The organism is Aeromonas sp. R10-2, assembly GCF_040908445.1.
In the GTDB taxonomy this organism is placed as follows: domain Bacteria; phylum Pseudomonadota; class Gammaproteobacteria; order Enterobacterales; family Aeromonadaceae; genus Aeromonas; species Aeromonas veronii.
On record NZ_JBFODS010000010.1, the window covers coordinates 12,373 to 24,508 of the forward strand.

Genomic DNA, 12,136 nt, shown 5'->3' on the forward strand with positions numbered 1-12,136 from the left:
TGTTGTTTGTTGCAATCCTGTTGTCACAAGGAGTGATGGCCAGGTTGCCGGGGGGCGAGAGGTTAATATCAAGGACGGACAGCAGGCGTTCCAGGGAGATGGAACCGGGCCAAGGCCCGACCAAACAAGAATCCCATTTTCCTAGATGACAGGAACAACGTATGTCTGACATGAATATTGCAGCTGATGGTCGTTTAGCCAGCAACACCTCCCGCGGCGTCAACAAGGCCGATGTGGTCTGGATGCTGGGTCTGTACGGTACCGCGATCGGTGCCGGTGTGCTCTTCCTGCCAATCAACGCCGGTGTCGGTGGCCTGTGGCCGCTGGTTGCCATGTTGATTCTGGCGCTGCCGCTGACTTTCTTTGCTCACCGTGGTCTGACCCGCTTCGTGCTGTCCGGCTCTACCCGTGATGGCGACATCACTGAAGTAGTAGAAGAGCACTTCGGCAAGACCGCAGGCAAATTCATCACCCTGCTCTACTTCTTTGCCATCTACCCGATCGTGCTGATGTATTCAGTCGCCATCACCAACACCGTCGAGAGCGTGATTGTTCACCAGCTGGGCATGTCTGCACCTCCCCGTGCCGTTCTGTCACTGGCTCTGATCCTCGGTCTGATGGCGGTTGTTCGTCTGGGCGGCCAGGTTATCGTCAAAGCGATGAGCGTGCTGGTATTCCCGTTCGTGCTCACCCTGATGGGTCTGGCGTTCTACCTGATCCCGCACTGGAACGGTGCCATCATCACTGAAGCTCCGGCCCTGTCCGACGCCTTCAACGGTGACTTCATCAAGACCCTGTGGCTGGCTATCCCGGTAATGGTGTTCTCCTTCAACCACTCCCCGATCATCTCCTCCTTCGCGGTGGACAACAAAGGTCGTTACGGTGAAGGTGCCGAGAAGAAGTGCAGCAACATCCTGCTGGGTGCCCACGTCATGATGGTGATGACCGTTATGTTCTTCGTATTCAGCTGCGTACTGAGCCTCTCCCCGGCTGACCTGGCTGCTGCCAAAGAACAGAACATCTCCATCCTGTCCTACCTGGCCAATCACTTCGATAACCCGGTTATCGGTACTGTGGCTCCGCTGATCGCCATGGTTGCCATCAGCAAATCCTTCCTGGGTCACTACCTGGGTGCGCAAGAAGGCATGAACGGCCTGATGGCCAAGGCGCTGCGCGAGAAGGGCAAGAACGTAGACACCAAGCAACTGAACAAAGTCACTGCCGTGTTCATGATCCTGACCACCTGGGCCATCGCTACCATCAACCCGAGCATCCTCGGCATGATTGAAGACCTGGGCGGCCCGATCATCGCAATGCTGCTGTTCCTGATGCCGATGTACGCCATCACCAAGGTTCCGGCCATGCGCAAATACGCTGGCAACATCAGCAACGGCTTCGTGACCATCATCGGCCTGATCGCCATGTCAGGTATCATCTACAAGCTGATTGCCTGATAACGCCGGTTACCAAGTTGAATGAAGAAGCCGCCTCGCAAGAGGCGGCTTTTTTATGGCTGTTTGGGGCGGCGAGCGGATGCGGTATCGCTACTTCATCAGCTTCTTCACCTCGTCGCTGGCCAGCGCCTTGTTGAATTTGTCCCGCGCCTCTTTCCCCTTGGCGGAGTTGGTAAAGCAGACGTGGAGGGACTTGTCCTCGAGGATCTTGCCGTTGAAGCCGAGGTTGGCGGCAACATCCTTGAGTTGGGGATCGCTCTCCAGCAGATAGGTCATCACATTCTGGTCGATAACCGCCAGATCGAGCCGACCGTTGCCGAGCTTGAGCAGGTTCTGGCTGTCCGAGCTGGTGGCATCGGCCGAGAGTGCCTTGCTGGCCACTTTTTCGTCGAACTCGGTTGTATTCACATAGCCGGTGACGACACCAATTTTCTTGCCCTTGAGGTCATCAAGGCTCTGCCAGGTGACCGGCTGATCGGCCCGCTGGGCAAAGCCGAGAGGGCCGTTACCTATGGGGTCGGAGAAGAGGCAACTACTTTTGGGGTCGAGATACTCGGGGAAATAACCCAGTACCTCGGGGTTGCTGGTCGCCTCGTCCACGGCCCGTTGCCAGGGATAGAACTTGATGGTCAGCGGATCGCCAGCCAGGGCAAAGGCTGCAGTCACCACCTGACTGCTCTTGCCCTGTTCAGGGAGGTTGGCGCTGGTGTAAGGGGGCCATTCAAGGCTGGTCAACACCGCCGCCTGAGCGGCCGACATGCCGAACAAGGGAAGAGTGGCCAGGGCGAGGTGCTTCCATTTCAGGCTCATAGAGATAACTCCTTGTGGTCAAACACCCCTTAAAGATAGCCCCCGGTGTCGATTGCGGATGCCGGCCATGGCTGACCGGCATCCGTGCCATTTATTTGTTGTCGATATTCTCCGACTGCCAGAGGGCATAGCCCTTGCCAGAGGCCGTGGTGGGCAGATCAATCTGCATCAGGTCGTTGCCGATGACGAAGGGGCCCGTGTAGCGGGCGCGCAGATCCTGTGCCAGATCTTTGACCCTGATCTTGCCGTTGAGGCCGATATGGCTGAACACGGTCAGCGCCGGTTTGGCTTCGTTCATTACCCGGGCAGCCTGCTCTGGGGAGGCGAGGTGACCGGCGATCGCCTTGTAGCCGGGGTTGGCCTTCATCTGCTCGGCAGAGGTCATGGAGACGCAGTGCACCAGCAGGTCGGCCCCTTTGGCCTGCTTCACTACTTCGGGGCTGTAGCGGGTATCGCCGGAGAGCACCACGCTGTGGCCGTGGTAGTCGATGCGATAGCCGAATGACGGCTTGATGTTGACTCCGTGGTCGTTGTCAAAGGCGGTTACCTTGACCCCGTCATGGTTGTAGACCACCCCGGCGGTAACCTCGTGGCTGTTGATCTCCACCCCGTCCAGCGGTGTTCCCTCATCCTTGACCCGGGTGGCGATGTCGGTGGCGTAGGCCTGCTGCAAGCCACGGGCGAGAGCTGTGGTGCCTTTGGGGCCGTAGAGTTCCATCGGCGCGTGGCGCTGGCCATAGGCCGGTTGCAGCCAGCCGGTCAGCCAGAGATCCGCCAGCCCGTTGGTGTGGTCGGAGTGAAAGTGGGTGAGGAAGAAGGCGTTGACCCGGCCGATGGGGATATGCAGCTGCCACAGGCGAGTGGCGGAGTTGCGGCCAAAATCGAACACCAGCTTCTGGTTGCCCGCTTCGACCAGGGTGCTGTAGCCGCCCCGGCTGATCTGGGGCACCGGGGAGCCGGTGCCGAGCAGGCTGACCCGAAAGATATCGGGCCGGGCTTGAGTTGCTGAGGCAGGGGCTTGATCGTGGTTGCTGATAAAGCTGCTCTCGGCAGCCTGACTGGCGCCGCTGGCCAGCAGACCGACCAGCAGGGCGGCCAGATAGGTGCTTTTCATGGGAATTTATCCTGTGGGGGAGGGATGGCATCACTGTATTGGCAACTAAAAGTTGAATAAATTGGCTAAAATCCATTTCTTACTAAACTTTTGGTTGTGAATTAGGGCTCGGTAGCGGGCCAAACGGCCTTGAAACGGGCAAAAAGGAGGGGTTGTGGACCGATTGACCAGCATGCGTATCTTCACCCGGGTGGTGGATCTCGGCTCCTACAGCGCGGTGGCGAGCGAGCAGGGGATCAGCGCCCAGATGGTGGGCAAGCATGTGCTGGGACTGGAGCAGTGGCTGGGGGGCAAGCTGTTTCACAAGACCACCCGCCAGCAGACCCTCACCGAACTGGGCCAGCTGTTTTTGGCTCGCTGCCAGCGGGTACTGGAGGAGCTGGCATTGACCGAATCGCTCACCCAGAATCTGTTGGCCGAGCCGGCCGGCCGGCTGCGCATCGCCGCCCCCCTCAGTTTTGGCCACCATCGGCTGGTGCCGCTGCTGCCCGCTTTTATCGACCGCTACCCCAAGCTGGATCTGGATCTGCAGCTCACTCCGCGCTGGGTCGATCTGGTGGAGGAGGGGCTCGACGCCGCCATCCGCACCCTGCGCCCGCAGGATGAGGCGCTGATCGCCCGTCCGTTGCTGACCCAGCACTACCGCCTCTGCGCGGCCCCCGACTACCTCAATCGCCACGGCGTACCCCGTCATCCGGCCGATCTCGCTCGCCACCAGTGCCTGCACGGCAACTGGGGCGAGCACGAGCGCTGGCAGTTTGTCGGGGAGGATGGCCAGAGCGAGGAGGTGCGGGTCGCCTCGCGCCTTCGCATCAATCACTGGCCAGCCTTGTTGACGGCTGCGCTCTCGGGGGCTGGCATCACCTTGCAGCCAGCCGAACAGGTGCGTGAGCATATCGCTGCGGGGCGTTTGCTGCCGCTGCTTGGTCGCTATCAGAGCCCGGCCAAGACCCTCTACTTCATCTATCCGGCGGCGCGGCGGCAGGTGCTCAAGATCACCCTGCTGGGGGATTTTCTGGCCGAATCCCTGCAAGCTGGGCCCGAGCCTGAATAAAAGGCTGCATATTCTCGCCGCCGCGCTTAACCATCGTGCTTAACAAAGGGGCGGAGCAGGCCTAACATGGCGGGATGTTTTTCTAGTCGGGACAAAAGGATATGTCTGGGTTGAAAAAGGAGCTCGGGCTCTGGCAGGGGATGGGGCTGCTCGCCACCTCGCTGCTCGGCACCGGGATCTTCGTGGTACCGGCGACCGCCGCCTCGCTGGCGGGTGGGGCCTCGCTCTGGGCCTGGTTGCTGCTGATTGCGCTGGTGCTGCCCATCGCCTTTACCTTCGCTCGCCTCGGCCGTCGCTATCCCCATGCGGGCGGCGCGCCGCACCTGATCGGCCTCGCCTTTGGCAACGGCGCCGAGCGCTTCTCCGCCTTCCTGTTTCTGGCGGTGCTGCCGGTGGGGCTGCCTGCCGCCCTGATGATTGCCGCCGGTTTCTGGCACGCCCTGTTCGAGATGGGGGAGTGGACCCTCTGGGCCATCCAGCTGCTGACCCTGCTCGGGGTATTCCTGCTGGGGCTGCGCGGGGCGCGATCTTCCGGCAACCTGCAACTGCTGATTGCGCTCGCCATTCTGGGGCTGACCCTGCTGATCTGGTTCAAGGGGGAGGTGAGCTGGCGCGATGCGGCCCGGCCCTTGCCGAGCTCGGAGGAGTGGCCCCCTATGGCCACCGCGCTGGCGGTGATGTTCTGGTGTTTTGTCGGACTCGAAGCCTTCGCCCATATGGGGGAGGAGTTCAAGCGACCGGAGCGGGATTACCCCATCGCCCTGCTCGGCGGGGTGCTGCTGGCGGGGCTTATCTACTGGGTGCACTCGCTGGTGGTGCTCAAATATGGCCTCTACGGCGATGAGGCGAAAAACGCCACTGCCATCCCCTCCCTGCTGGCGCTGCTGTTTGGCCCCACCGCCAAGTGGCTGGTGGCGGTACTCGGCTACCTCTCCTGCTTTGCCAGCATCAACATCTATATTCAGGGCTTTGCCCGGCTGATCTGGAGCATGGCGCGGGAAGGCAAGTTACCCCCCTCGCTGGCCGTGCTCACCGCGCGCGGCGCGCCGCTGCGGGCGCTCACTCTGGTGCTCGCTATCTGTCTGCTCTGCATTACCCTCATCATCTGGCTGCGACTGCCGCTCGATGAGCTGATCCGCTACGCCAACGGCAACTTCGTGCTGGTCTACCTGCTCTGCATGGCGGCGGGCTGGCGCCTGCTCGGCGGGGTGGGCAAGGGGCTGGCGGGGATAAGCGTGCTGCTCTGTGCTCTGGTGCTGGTGGCGCTCGCCACTCAGGTGCTCTATGCGGTGGTGCTCAGTCTTGGCTACGGCGGCTTCTCGTTGTGGCGGCGTTATCTGCGCCGCAGTCGTCAGCAGGATGCGCTCCCGGTAGCGAAGTAACGTCTCCCCGATGGTCAAAGAAATGAGAAAGCCCTGATGTTCAGGGCTTTTTGATTCCGGCATATGGGATGTTCATATGAATACTAGTTGGCACGCTATTTGCCGAAAAGTGCGGTGTCGGATCAACTCAACGGCGATTTATAGCCAAAAAAAGTGGGATCCAGCTCCCGTTTTGCTTAAAGTGATCCCTTCCGATCCCGGTGGTCGGAATGCCCGCAAGGATGCCCTTCAGACGTAAACAGGATGGCCTGGCCAGACTGACTCTCAGAGATGTGACTGCTTCGGTTCTCTTTTTATCTGTCACCTGTGGTGATAGCGCCTTGTTCCGTTCAGTCAGCCCGGGTTTTGCGTCTCTCTCATCGTGCATTGTCACCATCTGCAGCGAGTGAATCATGAGCGAATCGGTTTTTGAGATCCACGACTGGACCCTGAGCGTTGACGACAACATGTTGTGTCGCCCCGACCGCGAGGTCTACCTCGAACCCAGACTGGTCAACCTGTTGCGGTTTCTGGCCCATAATGCCGGCACGGTGTTTGGCCGCGATGCCTTGATCAACGAGGTGTGGGATGGCGCCGAGGTGACCGATCAGGTGGTGACTCAGTCCATCTTCGAACTGCGCAAGATCCTCAAAGATGGTCGCACCGATGCGACCGACTATATCGTCACCGTACCCAAGCGCGGCTACAAGCTGGTGGCACCGGTGCGGCCGCTACAGGTGGTTTCAGTGGTGATGGCGGACGAGCAGCCCGCGGTCAATACCGCTCTCTCCGACAACCCGACGCTCTCCGATCTGAGCCCGCCCGCGGCTGAGCAGGATGATGATGCACAGCCCAATGTCGCCCCTTTTCCCGCCGGGCCCCTGACCCGCGCCATCTCCACCCATGCCAAGGATGCTCGCAGCCGCTGGAAGATGGTGAGTTTCGATATCTTCGTTGCCATCGTGCTGATCGCCATTGTCAGCATGCTCAGCTACCAGCACACCAGCCCCCAGGTGCATGCCATGCTGGATCCCAATCTGCTGGTGTTCCGCTTTCACTCCGGTATGGATGACAACAACGAGAACGTGCGCCTCGCCGATGGCATTACCCGCGCCCTGATGGGGGAGGTGGCGGTGGCCACGCCGCTGCGGGTGCAGTATGGTGCCACCACTCTGATGGGGGGCATCATGCCCGGCAAGGAGCTGAGTGTACGGGTCACCCGCCAGCCGCGCGGCACCTATCTCGATCTGGAGTATCGCAATATCAATACCAACCGGGTGCTGTTCAGCCATCAGTACCAGCTCAGTCGCCACAGTGTGCACGGCGTGTTGCAGGCGAGCAGCCAGGATCTGCTGCGCGCCCTCGACCAACCCGATGCCGAGCCGGGGATGGGCTGGCCGACCGATGATGCCTCCCTGATGGCGATGATGGAGGCGCAGTACTACATCAACAGCCGGGATCCGGTCGCTCTGAAACGGGGTATCGATCTGCTGGAGCAGGCACTGATTGCCCATCCGGATCAGCCGCTGCTGCTGGCGGAGCGCTATCTGGCTGGCGAGGCGCTGGCCACCCTGGCGGGCAAATCCGAGAGTGAGCGGCTGCAGGGGATTGGCACTCATCTCGCCAGCGTGGTGCAAAACAGTGGCGCCCTGCCAGCCCGAGTGTGGGAGGCGTTGACCCTGCAGGCGATCCTCAACGGCCAGCAACAGCAGGCCAACTATCTGCTGGAGAAGGCGGCGAGTCGTGGCCGCTCGGTGCTCTACTACATACTGCAGGGCAAGCTGGCGGAGCTGGATGGTAGCCCCGAGGCGGCGGGTGATGCCTACAGTCAGGCCTTCCTGATGGAGGCGACCGAGCAGACCTATCTGCTCTGCCAGCAGCTCGGTTTCTACAGCAATATGGAGAGCCTAACCCCGGCTCTGTTCAATGCGCTGGGCCAGAGCAAGGTGAAGCTCTTCTAACACCGCAGTTTTGGTTTCCCCTCGGTCTGTGCGGTTGCCGACCCTATCCACAGGCTGCCTTCGGGCGGCCTGTGCTGTTTCTGCTCGTCTCAATCCTGCTTGTTTGCCACCGGGGATAGTCGCTCTGGTGCGGCCCGATTTATCCCCCGCAGCTCCCCACAATCCCCATTTGCCTTTGTCTTGCCCACGGCATTCGCTGCACTCGCGTTTGTTCGGCTTCACGCCGCGCACGCAGCTTGTGACATCTGCTCATGGTTGGCGGCGGGATAAGCTGTCTGTCTCGACCCATTTCTCATTGCTTACCGGTTATCGCCGTTGCGCTTTACCTCTGAGTCTGGATTGTGATGAGCCGAGCGGAGGGTCAAGCAGGAGGTGAGCGGCCACTCAGGGTGATGATCCGCAGGGCTTCCAAATGGCCGCAAGGGCAGGGGGGCGCAATGGGAGCTGCTTTATCGCGGGTTTATCTGGCCAAAAATATCAAGACGGCGAGATAAGGGGGTTATCAAGGGGCAGAAACGGGGTGGCCGGATATCAAGGTTTTATCAAGGTGGCTGTATTGGATGATGTCAAATTGCTGTTTTTAAATGGTTTTTATCAAAGTAGATGAGGTTGCGAAAAAAGTTGGCTCATATTTTTATCCGTTAGCTGGTCTTTATGTTTTCCGGGGATGAGAGGCCTAGTCTGTGCCCATTCTTTGGCGGGGCGTTCCGCCAAATGTGTATGTGACGACCCGACCTTTTATAGAACCGGAGATCTTATGTCCCTAGATACGAGCAAGAAGATTGGCCTTATCGCCTGTACAGGTGTGGTGGCCGGCAACATGATGGGGAGTGGCATCGCGCTGCTGCCTTCGGCACTGGCCACCATCGGCTCCATCTCTGTCTTTAGCTGGGCAATCTGTCTGGTAGGCGCCATGGGCCTCGCCTTTGTCTTCGCCCGCCTTGCTACCAAGAACCCGCAAGAGGGTGGCCCCATTGCTTACGCTGGCGAGATCTCTCCGGTGTTCGGTTTCCAGACTGGTGTGCTCTATTACCACGCCAACTGGATCGGTAACCTGGCCATCGCCATTACCGGCGTCTCCTACCTCTCGGTCTTCTTCCCCATTCTCAATAGCCCAATTCCGGCCGCTGCAGCCACCATCGCTGCCGTCTGGATCTTCACCTTCGTCAACCTGCTTGGCGGTAGCTGGGTGAGCCGACTCTGTACCCTGGGTCTGGTGCTGATCCTGCTGCCGGTTGTCGGTACTGCGGTGATGGGTTGGGGTCATTTTGATGCCACCGTCTACAGCCAGAACTGGAACACTACCAGTGGCAGCGACCTGCATGCGGTCATCAGCGCCGTGCTGATCTGCCTCTGGTCCTTCGTCGGTGTTGAATCTGCCGCCGTCTCTTCCGGCATGGTGAAGAATCCCAAGCGTACCGTACCGCTCGCTACCATGCTGGGTACCGGTATCGCCGGTGTTATCTACATCCTCTCTACCCAGGTGATCAGCGGCATGTTCCCGGCCGGTGAAGTGGCAGCTTCCGGCGCACCGTTTGCCATGGCCTCTTCCGCCATCTTCGGTAGCTGGTCTGCACCATTCGTCTCTGCCTTCACCGCCCTGGCCTGCTTCACCTCGCTGGGCTCCTGGATGATGCTGGTGGGCGAGGCGGGCAAGCGTGCCGCCAACGACGGCAACTTCCCGAAAATCTACGGCGAAGTGGACAAGAACGGCGTAGCCAAGAAGGGTCTGATCCTGGGCTCCCTCAAGATGACTGCCCTGATGGTTGGCCTGACCGCCTTCACCTCCCAGTCCGCTCACGCTGCCGATCTCTTCAACGTGCTGACTACCGATGCAGTGCTGCTGACCATGCTGCCCTACTTCTACTCCAGCATTAACCTGATCCGCTTCGAGGGCATGACCTCCCGCAGCATCGGCGCCATGATCTTCTCCGGTGTGGCCTGTGTCTTCTGTCTGGTGGCCCTGATGGGTGCCAAGGGTTCCAACCTCACCGCTACCTTCGTGGTGTCGCTCATCATCCTGATGTTCTACGCCAAAAAACAGGGTCTGCGTCAGCACGATGCCCTGCTGAGCGAACAGCCCAGCAACTAATTCCCCCTTTTATCTTCCGAGCGCTCTTCACTCACCATCCCTGATGGAGAGCGCCCCTTTACGTGTGGAGCATTACGATGAATATCATTGCCATCCTCAACCACCTGGGCGTTTTCTTTAAAGAAGAACCCATTCGCCAGCTGCAAGCCTCCCTCGAGCGCAAGGGTTTCGAGGTTGTTTATCCGGTCGATGTTGCTGACCTGCTGAAACTGATTGAGAAGAACCCCCGCGTTTGCGGCGCCATCTTCGACTGGGACAAATACTCTCTGGGCCTGTGCAAGGAGATCCATGATCGCAACGAGAAGCTGCCGATCTTCGCCTTCGCCAACGACCAGTCCACCCTGGATATTCACCTGACCGACCTGCGTCTGAACGTGCACTTCTTCGAGTACCGTCTCGGCATGGCCGATGACATCGCCCTCAAGATGGGTCAGGCCACTCAGGAGTATCAGGACGCCATCCTGCCTCCGTTCACCAAGGCGCTGTTCAAGTACGTGGAAGAGGGTAAATACACCTTCTGTACTCCGGGTCACATGGGTGGTACCGCTTTCCAGATGAGCCCGGCCGGCAGCATCTTCTATGACTTCTATGGCCCGAACGCGTTCAAGGCTGACGTCTCCATCTCCATGCCGGAGCTGGGCTCCCTGCTGGATCACTCTGGTCCGCACAAGGAAGCCGAAGAGTACATCGCCCGTACCTTCAACGCCGATCGCTCCTATATCGTCACCAACGGCACCTCCACTGCCAACAAGATCGTTGGCATGTTCTCGGCACCAGCGGGCAGTACCGTGTTGGTTGACCGCAACTGCCACAAGTCGCTCACTCATCTGATGATGATGAACGACGTGACGCCGATCTACTTCCGTCCGACCCGCAACGCCTACGGCATTCTGGGTGGTATCCCGCAGAGCGAATTCAGCCGCGACACCATCGCTGCCAAGGTTGCCGCGACACCGGGTGCCCAGGCTCCCCGTTACGCCGTCGTCACCAACTCCACCTATGATGGCCTGCTCTACAACACCGGCTTCATCAAGGAGAGTCTGGATACCCCTTACATCCACTTCGACAGTGCCTGGGTGCCTTACACCAACTTCAGCCCGATCTATGAAGGCAAGTGCGGCATGAGCGGCGAAGCGATGCCGGGCAAGGTGTTCTATGAAACCCAGTCCACCCACAAGCTACTGGCGGCCTTCTCCCAGGCTTCGATGATCCACATCAAGGGTGACGTGGAGGAAGAGACCTTCAACGAAGCCTTCATGATGCACACCTCCACCTCGCCGCAATACGGCATCGTGGCATCGACCGAGATCTCCGCTGCCATGATGCGTGGCAACACCGGCAAGCGTCTGATCAAGGACTCCATCGATCGCGCCATCTCCTTCCGCAAAGAGATCAAGCGTCTGCGTGATCAGAGCGAAGGCTGGTTCTTCGACGTATGGCAGCCGGACAACATCGACACCGTCGAGTGCTGGAAGCTGGATCCGAAAGATGACTGGCACGGCTTCAAGGACATCGATGACAACCACATGTACCTGGATCCGATCAAGGTCACCCTGCTGACTCCGGGTATGGGTCGTGACGGCCAGCTGCTGGAGAAGGGTATTCCTGCTTCACTGGTCTCCAAGTTCCTGGACGAGCGCGGCATCGTGGTCGAGAAGACCGGCCCTTACAACATGCTGTTCCTCTTCTCCATCGGTATCGATCAGTCCAAGGCGATGCAGCTGCTGCGCGCCCTGACCGAGTTCAAGCGTGGTTACGATCTGAACCTGACCATCAAGAACATCCTGCCGAGCCTCTATCGTGAAGACCCGAGCTTCTACGAAGGGATGCGCATTCAGGAGCTGGCCCAGAGCATCCACGATCTGACCTGCAAGTACCGTCTGCCGGAGCTGATGTTCAAGGCGTTCGATGTGCTGCCGGAGATGAAGATGACCCCACATGCTGCATGGCAGCAAGAGCTGGCGGGCAATCTGGAAGAGGTGCCGTTGCGTGACATGGTTGACCGCATCAGCGCCAACATGATCCTGCCGTACCCGCCGGGAGTTCCGTTGGTACTGCCGGGCGAGATGGTGACCCAGGATTCTCTGCCGGTGCTCGAGTTCCTCGAGATGCTGTGCGAGATCGGTGCCCACTACCCGGGCTTCGAGACCGACATCCACGGCCTCTATCGTCAGGCCGATGGCAGCTACACCGTCAAGGTGCTGCGTTAATCGACAGTGACAACAGTCGAAAGTGACAACAACGGGCCGCAAGGCCCGTTTTTCCCTCCGGAATTCCTGTTCTTATTGCG

General features: G+C 59.6%; 8 protein-coding genes. 6 read left to right on the top strand and 2 right to left on the bottom strand.

Translation table 11 applies throughout. The annotated features are described in order from the left end of the window. Window positions 1-161 precede the first annotated feature (161 nt). Window positions 162-1,454 (top strand): HAAAP family serine/threonine permease, encoded by a 1,293-nt coding sequence (locus AB5Y97_RS01065; RefSeq protein ID WP_005338498.1) that lies wholly within the window; start codon window positions 162-164, stop codon window positions 1,452-1,454. A gap of 90 nt (window positions 1,455-1,544) precedes the next feature. Here the strand turns inward: AB5Y97_RS01065 and AB5Y97_RS01070 are convergent, their stop codons facing one another. Then, window positions 1,545-2,264: a substrate-binding periplasmic protein gene (locus tag AB5Y97_RS01070; protein ID WP_368157114.1), complete on the bottom strand. Its 720-nt coding sequence runs from the start codon at window positions 2,262-2,264 to the stop codon at window positions 1,545-1,547. 91 nt (window positions 2,265-2,355) lie between these two features. Further along, complete coding sequence (locus AB5Y97_RS01075; RefSeq protein ID WP_368157116.1) at window positions 2,356-3,378, bottom strand: MBL fold metallo-hydrolase; 1,023 nt, start codon at window positions 3,376-3,378, stop codon at window positions 2,356-2,358. Between the two features lie 154 nt (window positions 3,379-3,532). On the opposite strand from AB5Y97_RS01075, the gene AB5Y97_RS01080 reads away from it, so the two are divergent. From AB5Y97_RS01080 to AB5Y97_RS01100, 5 genes are all read left to right on the top strand, one after another. Further along, complete coding sequence (locus tag AB5Y97_RS01080) at window positions 3,533-4,432, top strand: LysR family transcriptional regulator (protein ID WP_368157118.1); 900 nt, start codon at window positions 3,533-3,535, stop codon at window positions 4,430-4,432. Window positions 4,433-4,533: 101 nt separating this feature from the next. Then, entirely contained in the window at window positions 4,534-5,814 is a 1,281-nt protein-coding gene (gene yjeH / locus AB5Y97_RS01085) for an L-methionine/branched-chain amino acid transporter (protein WP_368157120.1), read from the top strand. Window positions 5,815-6,206: 392 nt separating this feature from the next. Further along, window positions 6,207-7,754: a lysine decarboxylation/transport transcriptional activator CadC gene (cadC, locus tag AB5Y97_RS01090; protein ID WP_368157122.1), complete on the top strand. Its 1,548-nt coding sequence runs from the start codon at window positions 6,207-6,209 to the stop codon at window positions 7,752-7,754. A gap of 757 nt (window positions 7,755-8,511) precedes the next feature. Continuing rightward, window positions 8,512-9,846: a cadaverine/lysine antiporter gene (gene cadB / locus AB5Y97_RS01095; protein WP_005338486.1), complete on the top strand. Its 1,335-nt coding sequence runs from the start codon at window positions 8,512-8,514 to the stop codon at window positions 9,844-9,846. A 77-nt stretch (window positions 9,847-9,923) separates the two neighbouring features. After that, the gene (locus AB5Y97_RS01100; RefSeq protein ID WP_042079860.1) at window positions 9,924-12,056 is read left to right on the top strand and encodes a lysine decarboxylase CadA; all 2,133 of its coding nucleotides are present in this window, start codon (window positions 9,924-9,926) and stop codon (window positions 12,054-12,056) included. The last annotated feature ends 80 nt before the right edge of the window (window positions 12,057-12,136 follow it).

Excerpts from the sequence above, each read along its gene's own strand:
- AB5Y97_RS01065 (WP_005338498.1), top strand. The coding sequence starts at position 162 with ATGTCTGACATGAATATTGCAGCTGATGGTCGTTTAGCCAGCAACACC.
- AB5Y97_RS01070 (WP_368157114.1), bottom strand. The coding sequence starts at position 2,264 with ATGAGCCTGAAATGGAAGCACCTCGCCCTGGCCACTCTTCCCTTGTTC.
- AB5Y97_RS01075 (WP_368157116.1), bottom strand. The coding sequence starts at position 3,378 with ATGAAAAGCACCTATCTGGCCGCCCTGCTGGTCGGTCTGCTGGCCAGC.
- yjeH (WP_368157120.1), top strand. The coding sequence starts at position 4,534 with ATGTCTGGGTTGAAAAAGGAGCTCGGGCTCTGGCAGGGGATGGGGCTG.
- cadC (WP_368157122.1), top strand. The coding sequence starts at position 6,207 with ATGAGCGAATCGGTTTTTGAGATCCACGACTGGACCCTGAGCGTTGAC.
- cadB (WP_005338486.1), top strand. The coding sequence starts at position 8,512 with ATGTCCCTAGATACGAGCAAGAAGATTGGCCTTATCGCCTGTACAGGT.
- AB5Y97_RS01100 (WP_042079860.1), top strand. The coding sequence starts at position 9,924 with ATGAATATCATTGCCATCCTCAACCACCTGGGCGTTTTCTTTAAAGAA.